24 protein-coding genes and 3 pseudogenes are annotated in these 21,606 nt (G+C 66.1%); 14 read left to right on the forward strand and 13 right to left on the reverse strand.

What is annotated here, in order from left to right:
- The first annotated feature begins 19 nt into the window (after positions 1–19).
- The 4 genes from argH to AC1DV8_RS20870 all read left to right on the forward strand — a co-directional run bounded on the left by argH (position 20) and on the right by AC1DV8_RS20870 (position 4,896).
- A complete protein-coding gene (gene argH, locus AC1DV8_RS20855) occupies positions 20–1,462 on the forward strand; it encodes an argininosuccinate lyase (RefSeq protein ID WP_477158756.1) in 1,443 nt (480 codons plus the stop codon).
- Between the two features lie 9 nt (positions 1,463–1,471).
- A complete protein-coding gene (locus tag AC1DV8_RS20860; protein WP_477158757.1) occupies positions 1,472–2,185 on the forward strand; it encodes a gamma-glutamylcyclotransferase in 714 nt (237 codons plus the stop codon).
- Between the two features lie 61 nt (positions 2,186–2,246).
- Positions 2,247–3,503: a diaminopimelate decarboxylase gene (lysA, locus tag AC1DV8_RS20865; protein ID WP_477158787.1), complete on the forward strand. Its 1,257-nt coding sequence runs from the start codon at positions 2,247–2,249 to the stop codon at positions 3,501–3,503.
- 289 nt (positions 3,504–3,792) lie between these two features.
- Positions 3,793–4,896, forward strand: coding sequence for a winged helix DNA-binding domain-containing protein (locus AC1DV8_RS20870; RefSeq protein ID WP_477158758.1), 1,104 nt, complete (start codon positions 3,793–3,795; stop codon positions 4,894–4,896).
- A 4-nt stretch (positions 4,897–4,900) separates the two neighbouring features.
- Here AC1DV8_RS20870 and AC1DV8_RS20875 read toward each other — a convergent pair whose 3' ends face one another.
- The 3 genes and pseudogenes from AC1DV8_RS20875 to AC1DV8_RS20885 all read right to left on the reverse strand — a co-directional run.
- Positions 4,901–5,311 (reverse strand): response regulator, encoded by a 411-nt coding sequence (locus AC1DV8_RS20875; RefSeq protein ID WP_477147991.1) that lies wholly within the window; start codon positions 5,309–5,311, stop codon positions 4,901–4,903.
- Positions 5,311–6,105 carry a hypothetical protein gene (locus tag AC1DV8_RS20880; RefSeq protein ID WP_477158789.1) on the reverse strand — a complete coding sequence of 265 codons (795 nt, stop codon included), beginning with the start codon at positions 6,103–6,105 and terminating at the stop codon, positions 5,311–5,313. Before AC1DV8_RS20880 ends, AC1DV8_RS20875 begins: the two co-directional genes overlap by 1 nt.
- Positions 6,106–6,135: 30 nt before the next feature.
- A pseudogene (locus AC1DV8_RS20885) lies at positions 6,136–6,255 on the reverse strand (zinc-ribbon domain-containing protein); the annotation flags it as partial.
- Between the two features lie 170 nt (positions 6,256–6,425).
- Between AC1DV8_RS20885 and ftsE the strand changes: the two are divergent.
- The 4 genes from ftsE (at position 6,426) to AC1DV8_RS20905 (ending at position 9,396) form a co-directional block, all read left to right on the forward strand.
- A complete protein-coding gene (gene ftsE, locus AC1DV8_RS20890) occupies positions 6,426–7,085 on the forward strand; it encodes a cell division ATP-binding protein FtsE (RefSeq protein WP_477147993.1) in 660 nt (219 codons plus the stop codon).
- On the forward strand, positions 7,075–8,016 hold the full coding sequence (locus AC1DV8_RS20895; RefSeq protein ID WP_477147994.1) for a cell division protein FtsX: 942 nt from the start codon (positions 7,075–7,077) through the stop codon (positions 8,014–8,016). Before ftsE ends, AC1DV8_RS20895 begins: the two co-directional genes overlap by 11 nt.
- A 95-nt stretch (positions 8,017–8,111) precedes the next feature.
- Complete coding sequence (locus tag AC1DV8_RS20900) at positions 8,112–8,936, forward strand: lysophospholipid acyltransferase family protein (protein ID WP_477158759.1); 825 nt, start codon at positions 8,112–8,114, stop codon at positions 8,934–8,936.
- Positions 8,937–9,051: 115 nt separating this feature from the next.
- Positions 9,052–9,396 (forward strand): hypothetical protein, encoded by a 345-nt coding sequence (locus tag AC1DV8_RS20905; protein ID WP_477158760.1) that lies wholly within the window; start codon positions 9,052–9,054, stop codon positions 9,394–9,396.
- A 64-nt stretch (positions 9,397–9,460) separates the two neighbouring features.
- On the opposite strand, the gene AC1DV8_RS20910 is transcribed toward AC1DV8_RS20905, so the two are convergent.
- Positions 9,461–10,015 carry a gamma-glutamylcyclotransferase gene (locus AC1DV8_RS20910; protein WP_477158761.1) on the reverse strand — a complete coding sequence of 185 codons (555 nt, stop codon included), beginning with the start codon at positions 10,013–10,015 and terminating at the stop codon, positions 9,461–9,463.
- An 86-nt stretch (positions 10,016–10,101) separates the two neighbouring features.
- Here AC1DV8_RS20910 and AC1DV8_RS20915 point away from each other — a divergent pair, with 86 nt between their 5' ends.
- Positions 10,102–11,109: a DUF2125 domain-containing protein gene (locus AC1DV8_RS20915; protein ID WP_477158762.1), complete on the forward strand. Its 1,008-nt coding sequence runs from the start codon at positions 10,102–10,104 to the stop codon at positions 11,107–11,109.
- Positions 11,110–11,155: 46 nt separating this feature from the next.
- Here the strand turns inward: AC1DV8_RS20915 and AC1DV8_RS20920 are convergent, their stop codons facing one another.
- Positions 11,156–12,136, reverse strand: a complete 981-nt coding sequence (locus tag AC1DV8_RS20920) for a prephenate/arogenate dehydrogenase family protein (RefSeq protein WP_477158763.1) — start codon at positions 12,134–12,136, stop codon at positions 11,156–11,158.
- Positions 12,136–13,242: a pyridoxal phosphate-dependent aminotransferase gene (locus tag AC1DV8_RS20925; protein WP_477158764.1), complete on the reverse strand. Its 1,107-nt coding sequence runs from the start codon at positions 13,240–13,242 to the stop codon at positions 12,136–12,138. The genes AC1DV8_RS20920 and AC1DV8_RS20925 overlap by 1 nt, the downstream gene beginning before the upstream one ends.
- 136 nt (positions 13,243–13,378) lie before the next feature.
- On the opposite strand from AC1DV8_RS20925, the gene AC1DV8_RS20930 reads away from it, so the two are divergent.
- Positions 13,379–13,705, forward strand: a complete 327-nt coding sequence (locus tag AC1DV8_RS20930) for a DUF718 domain-containing protein (RefSeq protein WP_477158765.1) — start codon at positions 13,379–13,381, stop codon at positions 13,703–13,705.
- A gap of 15 nt (positions 13,706–13,720) precedes the next feature.
- Here the strand turns inward: AC1DV8_RS20930 and AC1DV8_RS20935 are convergent, their stop codons facing one another.
- On the reverse strand, positions 13,721–14,464 hold the full coding sequence (locus AC1DV8_RS20935; protein ID WP_477148002.1) for a class I SAM-dependent methyltransferase: 744 nt from the start codon (positions 14,462–14,464) through the stop codon (positions 13,721–13,723).
- Between the two features lie 91 nt (positions 14,465–14,555).
- Between AC1DV8_RS20935 and gloB the strand changes: the two genes are divergently transcribed.
- Both gloB and AC1DV8_RS20945 read left to right on the forward strand, forming a co-directional pair.
- Complete coding sequence (gene gloB, locus AC1DV8_RS20940) at positions 14,556–15,332, forward strand: hydroxyacylglutathione hydrolase (RefSeq protein WP_477158766.1); 777 nt, start codon at positions 14,556–14,558, stop codon at positions 15,330–15,332.
- 240 nt (positions 15,333–15,572) lie between these two features.
- Positions 15,573–15,830, forward strand: a complete 258-nt coding sequence (locus AC1DV8_RS20945; protein ID WP_477158767.1) for a hypothetical protein — start codon at positions 15,573–15,575, stop codon at positions 15,828–15,830.
- A gap of 21 nt (positions 15,831–15,851) precedes the next feature.
- Here AC1DV8_RS20945 and AC1DV8_RS20950 read toward each other — a convergent pair whose 3' ends face one another.
- From AC1DV8_RS20950 to rpmF, 3 genes are all read right to left on the reverse strand, one after another.
- Positions 15,852–16,307, reverse strand: coding sequence for a hypothetical protein (locus tag AC1DV8_RS20950; protein ID WP_477148005.1), 456 nt, complete (start codon positions 16,305–16,307; stop codon positions 15,852–15,854).
- Between the two features lie 93 nt (positions 16,308–16,400).
- On the reverse strand, positions 16,401–17,795 hold the full coding sequence (fumC, locus tag AC1DV8_RS20955) for a class II fumarate hydratase (protein WP_477148006.1): 1,395 nt from the start codon (positions 17,793–17,795) through the stop codon (positions 16,401–16,403).
- Positions 17,796–17,899: 104 nt separating this feature from the next.
- Entirely contained in the window at positions 17,900–18,082 is a 183-nt protein-coding gene (rpmF, locus tag AC1DV8_RS20960; RefSeq protein ID WP_477148007.1) for a 50S ribosomal protein L32, read from the reverse strand.
- A gap of 253 nt (positions 18,083–18,335) precedes the next feature.
- On the opposite strand from rpmF, the gene AC1DV8_RS20965 reads away from it, so the two are divergent.
- Positions 18,336–19,241, forward strand: a complete 906-nt coding sequence (locus tag AC1DV8_RS20965; protein WP_477158768.1) for a polyprenyl synthetase family protein — start codon at positions 18,336–18,338, stop codon at positions 19,239–19,241.
- Here the strand turns inward: AC1DV8_RS20965 and AC1DV8_RS20970 are convergent.
- From AC1DV8_RS20970 to ispG, 3 genes and pseudogenes are all read right to left on the reverse strand, one after another.
- Positions 19,238–19,585, reverse strand: a pseudogene (locus AC1DV8_RS20970) (antibiotic biosynthesis monooxygenase family protein). The gene AC1DV8_RS20965 and the pseudogene AC1DV8_RS20970 overlap by 4 nt on opposite strands.
- A 70-nt stretch (positions 19,586–19,655) precedes the next feature.
- Complete coding sequence (locus AC1DV8_RS20975; RefSeq protein ID WP_477158769.1) at positions 19,656–20,054, reverse strand: NUDIX domain-containing protein; 399 nt, start codon at positions 20,052–20,054, stop codon at positions 19,656–19,658.
- Positions 20,051–21,292 (reverse strand): flavodoxin-dependent (E)-4-hydroxy-3-methylbut-2-enyl-diphosphate synthase, encoded by a 1,242-nt coding sequence (ispG, locus tag AC1DV8_RS20980; protein ID WP_477158770.1) that lies wholly within the window; start codon positions 21,290–21,292, stop codon positions 20,051–20,053. The genes AC1DV8_RS20975 and ispG overlap by 4 nt, the downstream gene beginning before the upstream one ends.
- Positions 21,293–21,376: 84 nt before the next feature.
- On the opposite strand from ispG, the pseudogene AC1DV8_RS20985 reads away from it, so the two are divergent.
- A pseudogene (locus tag AC1DV8_RS20985) lies at positions 21,377–21,586 on the forward strand (DUF4287 domain-containing protein).
- The last annotated feature ends 20 nt before the right edge of the window (positions 21,587–21,606 follow it).

A 21,606-nucleotide genomic window follows, 5' to 3' on the forward strand; every position in this document is an offset into this window, starting at 1 on the left:
ATCTACCGTTGGAGTTGAGATGAGCAATCGCATGTGGGGCGGCCGTTTTGCGACCGGGCCCGACGCCATCATGGAAGAGATCAACGCCTCCATCGGCTTCGATCAGCGACTGTTCAGACAGGACATCGCCGGCTCTATCGCACACGCCACCATGCTGGCGGAAGTGGGCATCCTGACCCAGGCGGATCGCGACGCGATCATCACCGGCCTAAAGACCGTGCTCGACGAGATCGAGACAAACAAGTTCACGTTCTCGCGCTCGCTCGAGGACATCCATATGAACGTCGAGAGCCGGCTGAAGGAAGTGATCGGCGACGCCGCCGGACGCCTCCACACCGCCCGCTCGCGCAACGACCAGGTGGCAACCGATTTCCGCCTCTATGTCCGCGACGCCATCGACACGCTGCTGGCGCAGGTGAAGACGCTCCAGCTGGCGCTCGTGAAGCGCGCCGAGGAAGAGGTCGCGACCATCATGCCCGGCTTCACCCACCTGCAGAACGCCCAGCCGGTGACCTTCGGCCATCACCTGCTCGCCTATGTCGAAATGCTCGGCCGCGACTACGGCCGCTTCGAGGATGCCCGCAGGCGCCTCAACGAAAGCCCGCTCGGCTCCGCCGCGCTCGCCGGCACCCCCTACCCGATCGATCGCGACATGACCGCCAAGGCCCTCGGCTTCGACCGCCCGACCGCAAACTCGCTGGACGCCGTTTCCGACCGCGACTTCATCCTCGAGACGCTGTCGGCCGCGAGCCTCTGCGCCATGCACCTTTCCCGCTTCGCCGAGGAACTGGTGATCTGGTCGTCGTCGCAGTTCGGCTTCGTCAAGCTCAGCGACAAGTTCACCACCGGCTCGTCGATCATGCCGCAGAAGCGGAACCCCGACGCAGCCGAGCTGATCCGCGCCAAGGTCGGCCGCATCATGGGTGCGTTGACCTCGCTGATGATCGTCATGAAGGGCCTGCCGCTCGCCTATTCCAAGGACATGCAGGAAGACAAGGAAGTCGCCTTCGACGCGCTCGACTCGCTGTCGCTCTCGCTCGCCGCGATGACCGGCATGGTCGAAGACCTGAAGGCCAACCGCGAGAAGATGCGCGCCTCGGCCAACGCCGGCTTCTCCACCGCCACCGACATCGCCGATTGGCTGGTGAAGCAGGCCAACATCCCGTTCCGCGAAGCCCACCACATCACCGGCCAGATCGTCGCGCTGGCCGAGCAGAAGGGCATGACGCTCGACGGCCTCACCATCGAGGACTTCAAGTTCATCGACCACCGCATCGACAGCCGCATCCACAAGGTGCTGAGCGTCGAAAGCTCGGTCGCCGCGAGGAAGAGCTACGGCGGCACGGCGCCGGAGAACGTCGCGGCCCAGGCCGCCCGCTGGAAGGAAATCCTCACCGGCGTGAAGTCCGAGCCGGTCAGCGTGAAGAAATCCGGCGGTCACGGCGACGGCGGGGTGGAGTAGGCTTCGGCCATGCCGCGCAAACCCCGTGCCCTGCACCTCACCGCCGACCATGTCGCCCGCATCCCGGTGATCGAGGATCCGGGTCAGCCGACCTACCCGGGCACCCGCCCAGCGACCGAAGCCGACTATGAGGCCGAAGTCGCGCGCATCATGGACTCGGCGCCCCAGGGTGACTTCTGGATCTTCGCCCTCAGCTCCCTGATCTGGAACCCTGCCACCGAGTTCGACCAGCAGCGCATCGCTGTCGCCAGCGGCTGGCACCGCAGCTTTTGCCTGTTCGACCAGCGCTGGCGAGGCAACCCCAAACAGCCCGGCCTGATGATGTGCCTCGATCGAGGCGGCAGCTGCCGCAGCGTCGCCTACCGCATCCCGGCGGGGACCATCAAAGCCAACATGGACAAGCTGGTGCGCCGCGAAATGAGCATGGTGCCGAACGCCTTCCCCGGCCGCTGGATCAAGGTGACGACCGACGAAGGGCCGCTCACCGCCCTGGCCTTTGCCATCAACCGCAAGAGCACGCGCTATGTCGGCGGCCTCACACTGGCAGAGCGTGCCGACTGCCTGGCGCAGGCCCATGGCTGGAAAGGCTCGATGGCCGAGTACGTGCTGTCGACCGTGACCAAGCTCGAGGAGTACGGCATTCACGACCGCAACCTCTGGGCCCTGCAGCAACTGGTGGCCGAGCGCATAGACCATCACTATCCGGCCCATAGAGAAGTCTGACTTCCGTTTTCGGCCCTATTCGCCTAGAGCTTGCCGCAGATTTTTGGGGCGAACGACCTTGGTGCATCATTTCCAGTATCGCGACGACCGGCTCTATGCCGAGGACGTCGACCTGACCGCACTCGCCGGCAAGGTGGGCACGCCGTTCTACGTCTATTCGGCCGCGACGCTCCGCCGCCACGTGCGGGTGATGCGCGAGGCCTTCACGGGCATCGACACCCTCGTCGCCTATGCCATGAAGGCCAACTCGAACCAGGCGGTGATCAAGCTCATCGCCAGCGAAGGCGCCGGCGCCGACGTGGTCTCCGGCGGCGAGCTCGAGCGCGCCGTCGCAGCGGGCGTGCCGCCCAACCGCATCGTCTTCTCCGGCGTCGGCAAGACCTTCGCCGAGATGCGCCGGGCGCTGGAAGTCGGCATCAAGTGCTTCAACCTCGAAAGCGAGCCCGAGCTCGAGCGGCTGAGCGATGTCGCCGTGTCGATGGGCATGACCGCGCCCGTATCCGTGCGCATCAACCCCGATGTCGATGCCGGCACCCACAAGAAGATCTCGACCGGCAAGGCCGAGAACAAGTTCGGCATCCCCTTCGCCCGCGCCCGCGAGGTCTATGCCCGCATCGCGGCGCTGCCCGGCGTGCGCGCCGTCGGCGTCGACATGCATATCGGCAGCCAGATCACCGACATGACGCCGTTCGACAACGCCTTCGCGCTGCTGGCCGAACTGGTGCGCGACCTCAAGGCCGCCGGCCACGATATCCGCCACGCCGATGTCGGTGGCGGCCTCGGCATCCCCTACAACCATGACGGGGACGCGCCCCCCGCCCCGCCCGCCTATGCCGAGATCGTGCGCAAGCACATCGGCCCGCTCGGCGTCTCGCTGGTCCTGGAGCCCGGCCGGCTGATCGTCGGCAATGCCGGCATCCTCGTCACCAAGGTCGAGTACGTGAAGGAAGGCGGCAAGACCTTCGTCATCGTCGATGCCGCGATGAACGACCTGATCCGCCCAACCCTCTATGAGGCGCATCACGACATCCAGCCGGTGGTCCATTCCAACCTGCCGCAGATCACCGCCGACGTGGTCGGCCCTGTCTGCGAGACCGGCGATTTCATCGCCCAGGACCGCAAGATGGAAGGCGTCAAGGAAGGCGACCTGCTCGCCGTGATGTCGGCCGGCGCCTATGGCGCGGTAATGGCCTCGACCTACAACTCGCGCCCGCTCGTGCCCGAAGTGCTGGTCGACGGCAGCAAGTGGCACGTCATCCGCCCGCGCAAGTCGATCGAGGAACTGATCGCGCTCGACAGCGTCCCCAGCTGGGTCTGAGGCCACCCCGCCCACCGCCCTCTATCTGCGGACTACCGCTGCGGGGCAAACGCCTCGCCGGTCCCGCTTCGTCTTCCTCGATGAGGGGGAAGGGTCTCTGAAAACTCCGAAGCCCACAGGGCTGTCGGACCTGTTCGCTTGACCGGATGACTCCATACCCACGGCGTTATCCGGTGCAGGCCGGGATAACAGCGTGTGTGAAAGTACGTTTCCGCTCGTCCGCCATTGCTGACAAACCCTGTCAGCAGGCTGCATCCATTGTCGTGTCGTGCCAGAATGGAGACGTCAAATGAGCAGCCAACCGCTTACCGACCGCCAGCTGAACCGCGCCACCCTCGCCCGGCAGATGTTGCTCGAGCGCAGCGATATCGGCATCGTCGAGGCCGTCGAGTGGCTGCTTGGGCAGCAGGCGCAGCAGACGCACGATCCCTATATCGGGCTCTGGTCGCGGCTCAACGGCTTCACCCACGAAGCCCTCACCGCGCTGATCATCGACAAGCGCCTCGCCCGCGCCACCACCATGCGCGGCACGCTCCACCTCCACTCGCTGCCCGACTTGATCGGCATGCGCGAGTTGATCCACCCCGTGCTCGAGCGCATGTGGCAATCGAACTTCCGCCGCCGCTTCGGCGACAACGACCAGGAAAAGGTTCTCGCCGCCGCCATCGAGGTGATCGACCGCGAGCCGATGACCGCCGGCGCTGTCGGCAAGGCGCTGCAGGACCGCTTTCCCACTGCCGAGCCGCTGGCGATGACCGTGCTGCTGCAGGTACGCGAGACCCTGGTGCAGGTGCCGCCCACCCGCATCTGGGGTTCCGGCCACGCCCCGCTGCTGATGCGCGCGCCAAAGTACCTGCCACCGACCACCAGCGCCCTCGATCTCACCAGCCTCGTCCGCCGCTACCTCGCCGCCTACGGTCCGGCCAGCGTCAACGACATGCAGAGCTGGTGCGGCCTCACCAAGCTGGGCGAGATCTTCGAGGCGATCCGCGGCGAACTCACCACCTTCACCGACCCCGATGGCCGCGAACTCTTCGACCTGCCCGATGCGCCCCGACCCGACGCCGATACCCCGGCGCCAGTTCGCTTCATGCCGCTCTACGACAACGCCTTCCTCGGCTACGACAACCGCCGTCGAATGCTGGCCGAAAACGACGAGAAGCGTGGTGACTTCCTGCGCGACGCAAAGCCCACCGTGCTGGTCGACGGCATCATCTCGGCCAACTGGGCAATCGAAAGCAAAAAGGGCGCCGCGGTGCTGACCGTGTCGCCCTTTCACAAACTCACCAAGCGCGACGTCGCCGACGTCGAGCGCGAGGGCCAGAAGTTCCTGCGCTTCATGGAGGAGAAGGCCGGGACCTTCGACGTCCGGGTGCTGGAGGTAGCGGCTTAGCCGCTCACCCCATCATCGCTTGACGGGCCAGTGACACGATTTCCGGCGGCCGGCCCGCGAGTGCGTCGTCCACCTTCTCCAGCACCTGCGCCAGCGTGAACGGCTTGGGGATCACATCGTAGATCAACTGGTCGAGCCCATGCGCCCGCTCGCGCTGGTCGGCAAAGCCGGTCATCAGCACGATGGTCACTTCGGGCCAGGCCGCCGCGACGTTGAGCGCCAGGGCGATGCCGTCCATTACCGGCATCTTGATGTCGGAGAGCAGCAGGTCGAACCGCCCCATCTCCTCCTGCATCACCTCGGAGGCGAGCCCGCCATCCTCGGCTTCGACCACTTCGTGGCCCACATGGGCGAGCGCACGCGACACGAAAGCACGCACTCCATCATCGTCTTCGGCAAGCAGGATTCTGGCCATCAGTGTACGGTCTCTTGAGAAATCTCTTGGGCAGTAGTGGCTTCGGCAGCAGTCCCTACAGACTGGCGGCCGGTGGCAAAACTGAGTCGCAATTGCGTAGCCCCCCTGGGCGGCGCGGCAAGCTCGGCAGAAAACTGTACGGCCTCGCCCGGCTCCACATCGGGCGCCGGCGGTGTGACGCTCCACTGGTAGATCGACGCGCCCTCGGCATCGAGCAGGCTCACCACCACCGGCGGCACCACGACGCGGCGCGGCTCCACCCCGCGGATGGTAGCGGTGACGCTGATCACGTCGCTGTCGCCGCGCTTGCTCATCAATGTCGATACGTCCGAGAACTCCAGCCCGACCACGTTCACCCCGAGCCCGAGCGCCGAGTAGACCCCTGCCATCGCTGGCGCGAGCTTGACGATCTCGGTCCGGAACAGCAGCCCGCCGGCCACCACCGCGACCAGCAGCAGCACCGCCGAAATGCGGATGACCCGGAACAGCTTGGCTGCGGGAAGACGGCGCGCCGCGGCCCGCTGGCGCTTCGCCAGCTTGCCGTTGGCGGCGCGCTCGGCGGCGGTGGGGGACGGCGTCGGCTCAGGCGGCGTCTCGACCGGCTTCGGAGCAATGGCGGCCTTGATCTCGGCGATCGAGCGGACCACCTCCGGCGGCGGTGCGCCGTCCGGCATCATGCCGCGGAGCGAGCCGGGGATTCCGGCGATGGCGGCACGCTGTTCGACGGCCGTGAACTCGCGGTCGAGCGCCGCCTCCTCGCTGGGCGAGAACAGGCGGTCCTCCTCGATCGGCATCGGCGGGCCCGCTTCTGCGAGCCAGGCCTTGCCACAGTGCGCGCAGCTGACTTTGCGGCCGGTGCTCCCGAGCGTTTCGGGCGGCACCTGGTAACGCGTGCCGCAATGCGGACAGGCGATGACGACCGTTAAGGGCTGGGGCGAGCGCATGAATTGGAAGCTAGCCGGGCGGGGTTAAGTTTCCTCAAACCCGCACTGCGAAACTGCCGCGGCATTCGTCTCGGCCCACCAAGATTTGGGCTGAATTGTGGGTGAGAACGCCGCCCCGGCGGGACGCCGCTGTTATGATGCCTCTCAACTGATTCGGAGCGGATGGCCCGGTGATCGAGTTCTCCAATGTCGGCCTGCGCTATGGGCAGGGGCCAGAGATCCTGCGCGATCTCAACTTCCGCATCGAACCCGGCACGTTCCACTTCCTCACCGGCCCCTCCGGGTCCGGCAAGACGTCGCTGCTGAAACTGCTGCTCTTGTCACTCCGCCCCACCCGCGGCCGGGTCACCCTGTTCGGCAAGGATACCTCCTCGCTTGACCAGGACGCGCTCCTGCAAATGCGTCGCCACATCGGCATCGTGTTCCAGGAATTCCGCCTGCTCGACCATCTCACCACCTTCGAGAACGTGGCGCTGCCGCTGCGCGTCCTCGGTGAACCCGAGTCGAGCTACCGCGCCAATGTCACCGAGCTGCTCGAATGGGTCGGCCTCGGCGAGCGCCTCGATGCGCTGCCGGCCGTGCTGTCGGGTGGCGAGAAGCAGCGCGCCGCCATTGCCCGCGCCGTAATCGGCCGCCCCGACATTCTTCTCGCCGATGAGCCCACCGGCAACGTCGACCCCGACCTGTCGCTGCGGCTGGTGCGGCTCTTCGCCGAACTCAACAAGATGGGGACGACCATCATCCTCGCCACCCACGAACTGCCGCTGCTCGACGCTTTCCCCTTCCCGCGCATGATCCTCAATGAAGGGGAGATCGTCTTTGGCGATTGAGCTCAAGCTCCCCCGCTTCATCGGCATCGAGAACCGCGAGCGCGCCGCAGCCATCGTGCCCGAGCGCTCGGTGGCCGGTCGCACCCTGGTCCTGCTGATCGCCATCATGACGTTCCTGTCGGGCGTAACGCTCGGCGGCGTGGTGCTGGTGCAGAAATCCGCCATCGCCTGGTCGTCGGACGTTGGCCGCGAAATGACTATCCAGATCCGCCCCGTCGAGGGCGAGGTGATGGAATCGAACCTCCGCACCGCGGTCGCGCTAGCCGAGGCCACCCCCGGCGTCGCTGCGGCCCGGGCCTTGACGCTCGAGGAAAGCCAGAAGCTGCTCGAGCCCTGGCTCGGCGCCGGCCTCGATCTCACCGCCATCGACATTCCGCGGCTGGTCGTCGTGCAACTCGCCGATCCCGCCGAGGCTGACGTCAGCAAGCTCGAACGCGACCTTGTGGCGGTGAAGGGCGCGAGCCTCGATACCCACGCCGCCTGGCGTCAGCAGCTCAACGTCATGGCCGGCACCATCGTCGCCTCGGGCCTCCTGGTACTGACGCTGATCGTGGTCGCCACCGTGCTCGCCATTGTCTTCGCGACGCGCGGCACCATGGCCTCGAACCGAGAAATCGTCGACGTGCTGCACTTCATCGGCGCCTCGAACAACTTCATCGCCGGCGAGTTCCAGGGCCGCTTCCTCACCATCGGCTTCCGCGGCGGCATTTTTGGCGGCCTCGGCGCCCTGCTGTTCTTCCTCTTGGTCGGCGTCGCCGCCGGCTCGATGGTACCGCAGGAGGCGGGCCAGCAGCTCGGCATCCTGTTCGGCCGCTTCGCGCTCGGCATCGACGGCATGTTCGGCATCCTGGCCGTGGTGCCCGTCATTGCGGCGCTGACGGCCATCACCTCGCGGCTGACGGTGCGGCGCTTCCTGCAGAAGACGTCCTGACGGGGGCCTTTATCCCCGCGACCCACCTACCGAATTATCATTGTCCTCCGGCGGGCCAGCAGGCACCCTGCCGCACAAAACGGGGAGGACTTTCTTTGCTCGGCCAGGCGCTTCGCTCGCTGCTGTTCTACGCAGTTTTCTACCTGCAGACCGTGGTGCTCGCGATTCTCGTCGGCGGCAGCGCCGTCATCTGGGGCCGCACCAGGTTCGGCTGGACCCTGGCGCTCTACTGGATCCACTCGCACATCCTGGCCCTGCGCCTCCTCGCCGGTATCAAGACCGACGTCGAGGGCCTGGAGAACATCCCCGCCGGCCCCTGCATCATTGCCAGCAAGCACATGAGCGACTGGGACATCTTCGCCCTGCTCCCCGGCGCCCGCCGCCCCGCCTTCATCGCCAAGAAGGAGCTGATGGACATCCCGTTCTTCGGCCAGGCAGCGATGGCCTTCGACACCATCCGCGTTGATCGCTCCAAGGGCGGCGACGCCATCCCGATGATGCTCGACGACGCCCGCAAGTCGCTCGCCAACGGTGCCCGCATCATCATCTTCCCCGAGGGCACCCGGAAGGCGCCGCTCGAGCCGCACGACTATCGCTACGGCGTCGTCCGGCTGTACGAAGGCCTCAACATCCCGGTGGTGCCGGTGGCCCTCAACTCCGGCCTGTTCTGGGGCCGCAACAGCCTGCTGCTCTGGCCCGGCACCGCCCGGGCGCGGTTCCTCCCGGCCATCCCGCCGGGTCTGCCCGTTGAGGAGTTTCGCGGCCGCCTGATCGGGGCCATCGAGGGCGAAACCAACCGGCTGATCCTCCGCGCATATGACGAAGGCCTCAGCCGCCCGATCAGCCCCGAGCTGCGCGATAAGCTTGATAACCTGAAGCAAGGGATAGCGCCCGGGCCGCTCGAAACCACTACATCTTGACGGAATCGACGACGCAGCCCATAGCTGTAGGTGTCATGCAGGGCGGTGCTTGACATTTAGCTCAAATTTGTTCTACATTCGTTCTCTTTCGCCGGGTATCGAAGGAGCCGGGGGCATGGTGCCTACACTCGATCGTACGCTGCTTCGGAACGCCACCGCGCACCCGGTGAACTGGCGCGGCCGCTCGGGCCGCTTCTATGCGCTCGAGCCGCTGCGACTCGAGGATTTCAGCTTCAAGGGCGACGAACTCTACCTGATCGCGCTCGGCCATCACGTGATGTGGGCCGGCGGCGCCGCCGATCTCGTCGAGGACCATGTCAGCCGAGCCCGCTTCCGCCTCGCCATGGACTGCGCCGACCGCGTCTTTCACGTCGAAACCAGCGCCGACGCGATCGAGCGCCTCACCGTGGTGTGGGACCTCGAGGGCGCTGAACCGGTGATTGGGCTGAGCGCAGCCTAAACGATCCCTCAGTCGGTGCCTTCTCCCCCCTTGTGGGAGAAGGCGATCACCGCCCGTCCAGCGGCTAAGCCCCCGCCACCACCGGCAGATCTGTCCCGTTCAGCGCCGCCACCACCTCGTCCAAATACCGATCGCTGATCCCCAGCTCGTGCAGCTTCCGCGCCGTCTCCAGCACATATTCCGGATTAGCCCCCGACTCGCCCACCCCGGCCCGCACGATCCGCACCTGCTCGGCGATGGCGAGCTTGCCTGCATACTGCAGGTGCCGCGTATCGGCGAGGAACGCCAGCGACGGCACCAGCCCGCCGTCCGCCAACTCGACCTGCCGCGTCGCCTCGCGATAGACGCCGCGATCCATCTCGCGCTCGCTGAGATAGGCGTGTACCTCACCCCACTGCTCGCCGGCCACTTCGAACGCCATACCGCGGCAGGAGCCGCCCGGCATCAGCCCGAACACCAGCCCCGGCTGCGCCTCGGTGCCGCGATGCCGATATGAGTAGACACAGAGCCGCCGGTGCACCCCGCGCAGCAGTGCCGGCACCTGCCGGATGAACGCAAAGCCCGGCCGCCATATCAGCGAGCCGTAGCCGAACACCCAATGGGTTGAAATCTGCTGCACGTGAGCCCATCCGCCTTGCCGCGGTCACGTTCCTACCGATACGGTCCGCGCCGCGCAATCGGTGCGCCGCTATGGGAGACCTGACGTTGCGGAAGTTCATGTGGCTCGCCATCGCCGTGGTCGTCGTGGTGGGGCTGTGGACCGCCGGCTGGTTCTGGGCCGCCGGCGAAGCGACGCGGCAGGTGAAGCTGCTCGCCGAGGGCGACGGCGAAACCGCACCGAAGCTGACTTGCGGCACCTTCGACGTCTCAGGCTTCCCCTTCCGCTTCGATGCAGAATGCCTCGACGCCACCCTCGTCGACCAGGATCTCACCGCCACCTTTGCTGGCCTCAAAGCCTCAGTCCTCGTCTACGCGCCAGCACACGTCATCTTCTCCGCAAAGGCGCCATTCGCGCTGGCCGATGCCTTCTCCGGCAGCCAGCGACGGCTGGATTTCGGCGCCATGGAAGGCAGCCTCCGCCTCACCTCCACCGACCTCATACGCGGCCTGAGCGGCGAAGGCTGGCGCATCGCCCGCTTCTCGCTGGTCGCCGATGACCTGACGCTGACCGATACGGTCGCCAGCGAGGTCGTCGAGGCGCGCAGCAAACACCTCGAAGCGCACCTGATCGACGTGCCAGAATTGCACGACAAGACAGCTGGCACCTCGGCCCTCCGCGGCTACCTCACTACCGCCGCGCTAGACCTGCCCGGCCTGCAGGTCGCCGCCGCCGACACAAGCCTCGAAGCCGAACTCACCGGCCTGCCCGATGACTTCCGCGCCTTCGGCGAGCCCGACGCGCTCCGCCGCTGGCAGGCGGCCGGCGGGGCGCTGACCCTCACCAAACTGACCGGCAGCCAGCCGACGCCCGACGAGCGCTTCGAGATCACCGGTGAATTGAAGCTCAATGGCGGCGGCTACCCCGAGGGCCAGATCAACTACGTCACCAAGGGCGTGCTCGATCGCTTCGCCCAGTTCCTACCGGCGATCCAGCTCGCCATGCTGCGAGGTGCGCCCAATGCCGACGGCACCTTCCGCAACAGCCTCACCATCACCGACGGCCAGGTAAAGCTGCTAGCCGTGCCGTTCGCACAGTTGCTGCCGCTGTTCTAGGGCTCCAGAGCTGGCACCACGCACGGTGGGTCGTGAGGAATCGCGCCTATGCGTCCTCGCCGCCGCCGTGCTCGCGCACCATGACGTCGGGCACATCAACCGGCGGCACCACCGCCTCGGGCGTGCCGTGCGGACGGCCGAAGTCGGGGGCCGCCGTTTCCTGGCCCGCCGTGATGATCGAGCGACGGATGGCGCGGGTGCGGGTGAACAGCGCCTGCATGCCCTCGCCGTCGCCGACGCGCACCATGCGCTGCAGGCTCGACAGGTCCTCGAGGAACCGCCCGAGCATCTCCAGCACCGCCTCGCGGTTGGTGAGGAACACGTCGCGCCACATGACCGGATCGCTGGCGGCGATACGAGTGAAATCTCTAAATCCCGAGGCCGAGAACTTGATCACCTCTGACTGCGTTGCCGCTTCCAGATCGGCGACCGTGCCGACAATATTGTAGGCGATGAGGTGCGGCACGTGGCTGGTGATCGCCAGCACCAGGTCGTGGTGGGCAGCATCCATCACCTCGACGTTGGAGCCCAGCGCCCCCCAGAACGACACCAGCCGGTCGACCGCTACCGGATCAACCTTCGGCTTCGGCGTCAGCACGCACCAGCGCCCGACGAACAGGTCGGGGAAGCCGGCCGACGGGCCCGAATGCTCGGTGCCGGCGATCGGGTGACCGGGGATGAAATGCACGCCATGAGGCAGCATCGGCTCCAGCGCCTTCATCACCTGGCCCTTCACCGAGCCCACATCCGAGAGGATGGCGCCCGGCGCCAGGTGCCCGCTGATCTGCTTCATCACGTCGGCATAGACGCCGACCGGCGTGCAGAGAATGACGAGGTCCGCCCCCTCCACTGCCTCTGCCGCATCGAGTGTGTAGATGTCGCCCAGCCCGAGCGAGCGCGCCTCTTCCAGCGTCTCGGACTTGCGCGTGGTGATGGCGATGGTCTTCGCCAGCCCCTTGAGCTTCACCGCCCGGGCGATGGACGAGCCGATGAGGCCGATGCCGATGAGCGTGAGTTTTTCGAACATCAGTTGCTTGCCCCCGGCGCCCCGAACGCCTTCAGAATTTCCACCACGGCGCGCATGTGCTCCTCGAGCCCGATCGAGATGCGCAGGCCCTCGGGTATGCCATAGCCGTGCATTTCGCGCACCAGCAACCCCTTGTCGCGCAGCGCAGCGAACGCCGCCTTTGACGTCGCCACGTCCTCGAACAGCGCAAGAATGAAGTTGCCCTGGCTCGGCGGCACCCGGATGGCATTCGACGACAGCGCCCCGGTCAGCCAGCCGCGCCAGCGCGCATTGTGGTCACGCAGCTTTGCCGTGAACTCGACGTCCCGCGCCGCGGCAGCGGCGGCAGCCTGCCCCGACAGCGAGACATTGAACGGTCCGCGAATGCGGTTCACCGCGTCGACGATATGATCGGGGCCATACATCCAGCCCACCCGCTCGCCGGCAATGCCCATCTTCGAGAAGGTGCGCACCATCACGACGTTGTCCGATGCGTTCACTAGGTCGATGCCGACCGAGTAGTCCTCCGCCGTCACGTATTCGGCATAGGCGCTGTCGAGGACGAACAGGATGTCCGGCCGAAGCCCGAGCTGCAGCCGCTCCACCTCCGCTACCGGCAGGTACGTGCCGGTCGGGTTGTTCGGGTTGGCGAGGAACAGCATGCGGGTACGCGGCGTTACCGCGGCGAGCAGCGCGTCGACATCGGCCCGATAGTCCTTCTCGGGCACCATGATGATCTCGGCCGAGGCGCCACGGGTGATGATCGGGTAGACGTTGAAGCCGTACTGGCTCATCACCGCCTCGTCGCCCTCGCCGAGATAGACCTGCGCCAACAGGTGCAGGATATCGTCCGAGCCGAAGCCGCAGACGATCCGGTCCGGCGACAGCCCGTGCACTTCGCCCAGCGCCGTCCGGAGGTCACGCGATGTGCCTTCCGGATAGATCTCGATACGCCCAGCCGCCTCGCGCACCGCGGCGATCGCCTTGGGGCTGGCGCCCAGCGGGGACTCGTTGGCCGAGAGCTTTACCAGCTTGACCCCAGCCGGCGTGTCGGAGCGGCCCGGAACGTAGGGCGCGATCTTGAGGATGCCGGGTTGCGGAACGGGGCGTTTGGGCGTGTCGGTCATGTCTTTGGGGCCGGGTCGAAAATCGGCCGGACCATAGGGGATGGCGCTCGGGGTTGCAAAGGAATCCCGGCCCGCCCCGCCCGCGCATCTGCTAAGGTGACTGGCGCATGATCGGTCGCAAACGGAGGAGGATCCGATGACGGCAATGAACATCGTGCATATGCGGGTGAAACCCGGCCGCGAGGAGGAATTCCTTGCCATCAACCGAGACTTCGAGAACTTGAAGATGACGGGGCTGCGCAACTTCTGGATCGTCAAGACTGGCGAGCGCGATTTCATCGTCGTCGGCGAATGGACCGAGATGTCCGACCTGGTACGGGCCCGCCCCGAAATGATCTCCAGTCTCGACCGCCAACGTTCGCTGCTCGAAGATCTCGGCGGCGGCCGCGGCGTCACCGAGCCCTGGTCGGGCGAAGTATCGTTGCACCTCAGGCCGCAAGTCAGCGCCGAAAGCGCCATGTAGCGAGCGGCGTTGGAGTTACCGCTCCTTCGGCATCTCCATCGCCGCCTGCGGGGCCATCGCCGGCACTCTGATCAGCCGCTCGGCCTTCTTGCGCCGTGGCACGGCCGGGAACAGTTCCTTGCGCGCCAGCACGCAATGGACGCCCGCAAAGGTCGGCCCGAACATCCGCCCGGCCCGCTCGAAGAAGCGGGTCGACTTCAGCACCAAGGAGTGCTGCGACGGCGGCACGTACAGTGCATCGCGCCACTGCTCCGGCACGAAGCTGTGGTCGCGCAGCAGCCGTTCCAGCTGGCCGCGCGAGAACGGGTGCCCGTCGCCAAACGGCGTGGTGTCGATCGACGACCAGGTGCCGCGGCGCTTCGGCACCACCACGATCAACCGCGCGTTGGGCGCCGACACCCGCCACAGCTCACGCATCAGCTCTTCGGTGTCGCTGACATGCTCGAACGCATGCACGGCAACGATCAGGTCCACCGCCGCATCGGTGAGCGGCAGTTCCAGCGGATCGCAGAGCACGGTGTGCGACGGGCCCTCGCGTGGCCAGGCCGAGGCGCCCTGGCGGGCCGGCATCACCGCGATCACGCGCTCGGCCTTTTCCAGCGTGAACCGCATGTAGGGCGTCGCAAAGCCCAGCCCGAGCACGCGCAGCCCGCGCACATTGCCGGCAAAGCGCAACACCTCCTCGCGCAGCAGGGCGCGGGAGATCTTTCCCAGGGGCGACTTGTAGAAGCCGATCAGCCGCTCGACGTGTGAGGTCATGGCGTTGTCCGAAAACCTTCTCTAGTTTCTGTCATGCTTCGTTGCCGCTTGCCACCCGCGCGGCCGCAGCTCTAGCCGGAGACTCCCCAACGTGCCCTTGCTGATCGACACTTTTCTCTGCCGCACCGACAATTTCGGCTACCTCGTCCACGATGTCGCCAGCGGCCGCACCGCCGCCATCGACGCCCCCGACGCCAAGGCCATCAAGGAAGCGCTGCAGCGCCGCGGCTGGAAACTGACCGATCTGTTCATCACCCACCATCACACTGACCACGTCGAAGGCATTCCCGTCCTAAAACGTGAATATGGGGTGCGCGTCGTGGGTCCCAAGGCCGAGGCCTCGAAGATCCTCGGGCTCGAGGTGCTGGTCTCGGCCAGCGATACCGTGTCCCTAGGCGAAACCGACTTCATCGTCATCGAGACGCCCGGCCACACACTTGGTCATATCGCCTACTACGATCCGGTCGGCCGGCACCTGTTCTCCGCCGATGCGCTGTTCTCGCTCGGCGTCGGCCGCATGTTCGAGGGCAAGCCGGGTCCGATGTGGGCAGGGCTCGAGGAGCTCCGGGCCCTGCCCGACGACACCCTGGTCTATCCGGGCCACGAATACACTGCGGCCAATGCCGCCTTCGCCCTCAGCGTCGACCCGAAGAACCCGGCGCTCAACATCCGTGCCGCCGAGGTCAAGCGCATGGTCGAGGCCGGCAAGTACACCATCCCGGTGACGCTCGGCATGGAGAAAGCGAGCAACCCCTTCCTCCGCGCCGATCAGCCGGTGCTCGCCCAGGCCATGGGCTTCGCGCCGGGCGCCGAGCCCGCCAAGGTGTTTGGCGCTCTGCGCAAGGCAAAGGACGAGTTCAAAGGGTAGCAGACGCCCAAAGCCGGCCTCCAACCACCCCCGCCTTCGAGGGTTTGACCTCCGTCGAGGTGGGGAAAGCCGGTACGCGCCGACACCCCACGCGGTTAACCCTCACTTCGCATAAGACGGGAAAGTCCTAACGAAACATTGCAACCTGGCACGGCCATTGCGACGTTACTCGCATAGGTCCGGATCAGGCTGTCCCAGAATGAAACAGTCGCTCCGGATCGGCACAACCAGGCCGAGGCGATGGACGAAAACGGGACGGATAGGAAGGTCTTCAGGCTACCGGTGGCGCTCGACGCCCCGCGTGGACGGCTGACACTGGTTCACACGCCCGCCCATGCCGACTTCCTCAGCCAGCTGATCGCCGAACGCCAGCACCTCGCGCCGCAGCGCGAACGCCGCCGCGCTCCGGTTGGGCAGGCCGTCGACGCTTATGCCAATGGCAGCAAGATCGCCGTCCGGCGCATGCCCGCAGGCTACCGGACGACCATCGTCACCTGACGGCTGGGAGTTGGGTGGGCCTCAGCCGCCCATCGAGACGTCCCGGCCCGCGCCGGTGATCGAGACAGTGAAGCCCGCCACGACGTCGACGATCGCCATCATCATCAGGATGAAGAACACCGAGCTGGCGGCCGCCCCGACGAGCAGGAACTCGACGAGGAAGATCACGAACACCACCACCGAGAGCATATGCTCGACCACCGAGTTGCGCCCGGTATTGGTGGATTTCAGCACCTCGAAGAACAGGCAGATCAACCCGACGACCAGCATCAGGTCGCCCGCCGTCAGCGACCACTGCACGCCCGATACCATCGGAATGGTCAGGAGTTGCTGGCTCCAGCCGACTGGACTGCCGCCCATGAACAGGAAGGCAAAGAAGTTGTAGGCGATCAGCGGGATCAGCAGCAGCGGCGGAATAAACGCGCCGTGACGCGCGGCGCGACCACCCTGCGGGATGAATACAGTGTTGTCGGACATGGCGCGCTCCACGAAAGTTGTGCGGGGGACAATGCCAAAGCCGGGGCCCCACCGCCAGCCCTGCGGTACGATTTCGCACCGATGGCAGAATCATCAAACCTTCAGCGGGCCGACCATTTGCTCGGGCTTCACCTCCGCGTCGAACTCCTCGCCAGTGAGCAGCCCCAGCTCGATCGCGCTCTCGCGCAGCGTCGAGCGCTTCTTGTGCGCGTGCTTGGCGATCTTGGCCGCATTGTCGTAGCCGATCTTGCGGTTAAGCGCCGTCACCAGCATCAGCGACTGGTCGACCAGTTGCTTGATCCGGTCGCGATCGGGCTCGATCCCCACCGCGCAGTGGTCGTTGAAGCTCTTCGATGCATCGGCCAGCAGCCGTACCGACTGCAGGAAATTGTACGCGATCACCGGCTTGAACACGTTGAGCTCGAAATTGCCCTGGCTCGCCGCAATGCCGATCGCCGTATCGTTGCCCATCACCTGCACCGCGACCATCGTAGTCGCCTCGGCCTGCGTCGGGTTGACCTTGCCCGGCATGATCGACGAGCCCGGCTCGTTCTCGGGAATGGTGATCTCGCCAAGGCCCGAGCGCGGCCCGGAAGCCAGCCAGCGCACGTCGTTGGCGATCTTCATCAGCGCCACCGCCAGCTGCTTCAGCGCGCCGGACGAGCCGACGAACGCATCGTGCCCGGCCATGACAGCGAACTTGTTCGGCGCCGTGATGAACGGCTGCCCGGTCAGCGCCGCGATTTCCGCCGCAACCGTCTCGCCATACTTCGGATGCGCATTGAGCCCGGTGCCCACCGCCGTGCCGCCCAACGCCAGCTCATAGAGCTGCGGTAGCGTCGCGCGGATCGCCTTCAGCGCCAGGTCGAGCTGCGCCACCCAGCCGGAAATCTCCTGGCCGAGCGTCAGCGGCGTCGCGTCCTGCAGATGCGTGCGGCCGATCTTGACTACGCCCATAAACTCGTTGGCCTTGGCGTCGAGCGTATTGCGCAGCAGCATCACACGGTCGACCAAGTAGTTCTCGATCGCCTCGACCGCCGCGATGTGCATCGCCGTCGGATAGGTGTCGTTCGAGGACTGGCTCATGTTGACGTGATCGTTCGGGTGCACGGGCTTCTTCGAGCCCATCGTGCCGCCGGCCATCTCGATGGCGCGGTTCGAGATCACCTCGTTGACGTTCATGTTGGACTGGGTGCCCGACCCGGTCTGCCACACCACCAGCGGGAAATGGTCAGCGAGCTTGCCGGCGATCACTTCATCGGCCGCCGCAACCACCAGGTCGCGCGTCGCCAGGTCCATCAGCCCCAGCTTGTGGTTGGCGAGCGCCGCCGCTTTCTTGAGGATGCCGAAGGCCCGGATGATCTCGGTCGGCATCTTCTCGCCGCCGATGTCGAAATTCGCCAGCGAGCGGGCGGTCTGCGCCCCGTAGTACTTTTCCGATGGCACGTTGATCGTGCCCATGGAATCCGATTCGACGCGCGTGCCCATAGCCGGGATGCCTCTGAAACAAATGGAAACGGCCGGCTCCCAGTTCGGGAGCCGGCCGCGGAATATCTATCTTTGGTTGCGCAAGGGAGCGCCGGCCCGAAGGCTTACGAGCTCTTGGGCTGCAGAATCTGCCGGCCGCGATACATGCCGGTCTTCAGATCCACGTGGTGCGGACGACGCAGCTCGCCCGAATCCTTGTCCTCGACATAAGCCGGAATTGCGAGCGCATCGGCGGAGCGGCGGAACCCGCGCTTCATCGGCGAGGTCTTGCGCTTTGGCACTGCCATGGTTGTTACTCCTGGTTCAATAGCGTTTCGCCGAAAGCGTTCCGGCGTCTAACAGACAGGGTCTGTCGGGAATTGGGGGCGTCTATAGAGCACAATTGGCCCGATGGGAAGGGGCGAAATTGGCCCATCTGCGGGTTCTATTGCTCGGGTCTCTCAGTCGTCACCCTCCCCTTGTGGGGAGGGATCAAGGGTGGGGGTCCACACGCACAGTTGTTTCGAGTAAGAACCTGTCAATCCCGGCTCGGACTACCCCGTGACCTACTCCTTCCCCGACGAACTCGCCAGCACCGCTTCCGACACCGAGCGCGCCCTTGACGCGCTGCTCGCCGCCAAACCTCTGACCACCCCCGGCATCCCGCCCGAGCGCCTCATCGCTGCCATGCGCCACGGCAGCCTCAACGGCGGCAAGCGCCTCCGGCCGCTGCTCGTCCGCCAAGCCGCCGGCGTCTTCGGCGTGGCGCCTGCCGCGACCGTAACCGCCGGCCTCGCCGTCGAGATGATCCACTGCTACTCGCTGGTGCACGACGACCTGCCCGCCATGGACGACGACGACCTGCGCCGCGGCCAGCCCACCGTCCACAAGGCCTATGACGACGCCACCGCCATCCTTGCGGGCGACGCCCTGCTGACCCACGCCTTCGGCCTCCTCGCCGGCGATAGTGCCCACCCCGACCCCGCTATCCGCGTCCGCCTCGTTGCCGAACTCGCGGCCGGTGCCGGCGCCGGCGGCATGGTCGGCGGCCAGATGCGCGACATCGAGGGCGAAACGAGCTTCCTGACCGAACGCGCCATCGCCCAGATGCAGGCGATGAAAACCGGCGCCCTGATCCGCGCCGCCGTCCGCATCGGCGCCATCCTCGGCAACGCCTCCGACACCGACCTCGCCAACCTCACCGACTACGCCGACGCCGCCGGCCGCGCCTTCCAGCTCGCCGACGATATCCTCGACGTCACGGCCTCCACCGAAACACTGGGCAAGGCCACCGGCAAGGACGCCGGCAAGGGCAAGCAGACGATCGTCTCCCGCATCGGCGTCGAAGCCGCCCAGCGCCAGCTCGGCGAAGTCATCCACGACGCGCTGACCGCCCTGCTCCCCTTCGACCACCGCGCCGACGGCCTCCGCGCCACCGCCCGCTTCTTCGCCGAACGCGAGCGCTAGGACTGAGAGTTGCTGGCCGCTCCCTCAAACCCATAGGCCCGCTGCACCAGCGCGATGCGGATGTGGTAGCCAGCGTACCATTCGGCCCGCCCGCGCCGCTGCGCCTCGACGTGCTCGGCGACCGCCTTCCAGTTGCGGATACTCTCCTAGTCGGCCCAGAACGAATTGAGGATGCCGAAGCGGCTGGCGTCGCGGCAGCTCTCGAAGCCGAGAAAGCCCGGCTGCCGGCGCGCCATCTCGAGCATTGCGGCGCCCATCTCGCTGTGCCCGTTATCGCCGGGCGTTCGCTGCGAGGCGAAGCTGACCATGTAATACGGCGGCTCAGGCAGGTTTGGGCTCGGCATCGGCAACCTTCAGCGGTGTTTCGATCACTCACCTTAGCAAGTCAGTGAGCCTTCGAAAGCCAGTGGCTGCCTATGCCGCGAGATCGCGAATATAGGCTAGCGCCGCCCTGAAGTTAGGATGCCACTCATCATCCGCGGGTGTGCCGAGCGGGTGCCAGAAGAACTGGAAGTCATACCCGCCATCGTCCGGCGCATGGTGGGTCCAACTGTCGGGCAGTTCAGGAACGCTCACGCGGAAGAAGTGCCAGTATTCATCGGCAGCGAGCAGGGTCGCACCGTACCGGCCCGAAATCCTTGCGTCGGTAATGCCGGCTTCTTCGGCAAGTTCGCGCAGCGCCGCGGCAGCCGGCGCCTCTCGGGATTCGATGGTCCCCTTGACCAGTTGCAGTCCGGCCAGCGGATGACGAAACGCCAGAACCTCGATGCCGCCCCGCTGGCGCAGCACCACGGGGCAAGCCTTCTCGATCATTCCGCCGCTGTCGCCTTCTCGGCTGTGCCGAACCGCTTCTCGATGTAATCCGCCACCATCACCTTGAACTGGTCGGCGACATCCGCACCGCGCAGCGTCGCGACCTTCTGGCCTTCGATGAACACCGGCGCGGCCGGCGTTTCGCCGGTACCGGGCAGCGAGATGCCGATATCGGCGTGCTTGCTCTCCCCCGGGCCGTTGACGATGCAGCCCATCACCGCCACTGACAGCGCCTCGACGCCCGGATACCGTTCTTTCCACTCCGGCATCGAGGAGCTGAGGTGATCCTGGATTTCCTTGGCCAGCACCTGGAACGTCTGCGATGTGGTGCGCCCGCAGCCCGGGCAGGCCGCGACCACTGGCAGGAACTGCCTAAAGCCCATGGTCTGCAGCAGTTCCTGCGCCACCCGCACTTCTTGCGTGCGGTCGCCGCCCGGCTCCGGCGTGAGCGAGACGCGCACCGTGTCGCCGATCCCCTGCTGCAGCAGGATGCCCATCGCGGCGGAAGACGCGACGATGCCCTTCGAGCCCATGCCCGCCTCGGTGAGGCCAAGGTGCAGCGCATAATCGCAGCGTGCCGCCAGATCCTGGTACACCCCGATCAGGTGCTGCACGTCCGAAACCTTGGTGGACAGGATGATCCGGTCGCGCCCCAGCCCGATCTCTTCGGCCCGCTGCGCCGACAGCAGCGCCGACTGGATGATCGCCTCGCGCTGCACCGCCGCTGCCGAAACCGGCGCCGCCGAAGCCGAGTTCTCGTCCATCAGCCGGGTCAGCAGTTCCTCATCGAGCGAACCCCAGTTCACCCCGATGCGTACCGGCTTGCCGTACCTGATGGCCAGCTCGATCAGCGTTGCGAACTGCGTATCGCGCTTCGCCTTGAAGCCGACATTGCCCGGATTGATCCGGTACTTGTCGAGCGCCTCGGCCGCCGCCGGATGATCCGTCAGCAGCTTATGGCCGATATAGTGGAAATCGCCGATCAGCGGCACGGTGACGCCGCGCGCCCTGAGCTTGTCGCGAATATGCGGCACCGCCGCCGCGGCTTCGTCGCGGTCGACCGTGATGCGCACCAGTTCCGAGCCGGCGCGCCACAGCTGCGCCACCTGCTTCACCGTGGCATCGATATCGGCGGTATCGGTGTTGGTCATCGACTGCACGACGATCGGCGCACCGCCGCCGACCATCACACCACCAACATTGACGCCAACTGCCTGCCGGCGCGGGAAAGTGCTCATTGCTCACCTCGTTGCCGAGCAAATAAGCCTTTGACGTTGGCGGCGCAATGTTACGATTGCGTGACCGATTGAAGCGAGCCGCTCATGACCTTTCAGGCCTATCTCGACAATATCCAGAAGCAGACCGGCGTCACCCCCGACGAATTCATCAAGCTCGCGACCGACAAGGGTTTTACCAAGCCGGGCACCAAGGCAACCCAGATCACCGACTAGCTGAAAGCCGACTACAAGCTCGGTCACGGCCACGCCATGGCGATCGTCAAACTGCTGAAGGACCGCGCCGGGCTGAAATAGCCACCGGAGGCTGCGGCACA

The sequence above is a fragment of the Devosia sp. P3_B2 genome (assembly GCF_056402875.1).

Bases quoted from the DNA above. Each gene is read 5' to 3' on its own strand.
- argH (WP_477158756.1), top strand. From the start codon at position 20: ATGAGCAATCGCATGTGGGGCGGCCGTTTTGCGACCGGGCCCGACGCC.
- AC1DV8_RS20860 (WP_477158757.1), top strand. From the start codon at position 1,472: ATGCCGCGCAAACCCCGTGCCCTGCACCTCACCGCCGACCATGTCGCC.
- AC1DV8_RS20870 (WP_477158758.1), top strand. From the start codon at position 3,793: ATGAGCAGCCAACCGCTTACCGACCGCCAGCTGAACCGCGCCACCCTC.
- AC1DV8_RS20875 (WP_477147991.1), bottom strand. From the start codon at position 5,311: ATGGCCAGAATCCTGCTTGCCGAAGACGATGATGGAGTGCGTGCTTTC.
- AC1DV8_RS20880 (WP_477158789.1), bottom strand. From the start codon at position 6,105: ATGCCGATCGAGGAGGACCGCCTGTTCTCGCCCAGCGAGGAGGCGGCG.
- AC1DV8_RS20905 (WP_477158760.1), top strand. From the start codon at position 9,052: ATGGTGCCTACACTCGATCGTACGCTGCTTCGGAACGCCACCGCGCAC.
- AC1DV8_RS20920 (WP_477158763.1), bottom strand. From the start codon at position 12,136: ATGTTCGAAAAACTCACGCTCATCGGCATCGGCCTCATCGGCTCGTCC.
- AC1DV8_RS20925 (WP_477158764.1), bottom strand. From the start codon at position 13,242: ATGACCGACACGCCCAAACGCCCCGTTCCGCAACCCGGCATCCTCAAG.
- AC1DV8_RS20930 (WP_477158765.1), top strand. From the start codon at position 13,379: ATGACGGCAATGAACATCGTGCATATGCGGGTGAAACCCGGCCGCGAG.
- AC1DV8_RS20935 (WP_477148002.1), bottom strand. From the start codon at position 14,464: ATGACCTCACACGTCGAGCGGCTGATCGGCTTCTACAAGTCGCCCCTG.
- AC1DV8_RS20945 (WP_477158767.1), top strand. From the start codon at position 15,573: ATGGACGAAAACGGGACGGATAGGAAGGTCTTCAGGCTACCGGTGGCG.
- AC1DV8_RS20950 (WP_477148005.1), bottom strand. From the start codon at position 16,307: ATGTCCGACAACACTGTATTCATCCCGCAGGGTGGTCGCGCCGCGCGT.
- fumC (WP_477148006.1), bottom strand. From the start codon at position 17,795: ATGGGCACGCGCGTCGAATCGGATTCCATGGGCACGATCAACGTGCCA.
- rpmF (WP_477148007.1), bottom strand. From the start codon at position 18,082: ATGGCAGTGCCAAAGCGCAAGACCTCGCCGATGAAGCGCGGGTTCCGC.
- AC1DV8_RS20975 (WP_477158769.1), bottom strand. From the start codon at position 20,054: ATGATCGAGAAGGCTTGCCCCGTGGTGCTGCGCCAGCGGGGCGGCATC.
- ispG (WP_477158770.1), bottom strand. From the start codon at position 21,292: ATGAGCACTTTCCCGCGCCGGCAGGCAGTTGGCGTCAATGTTGGTGGT.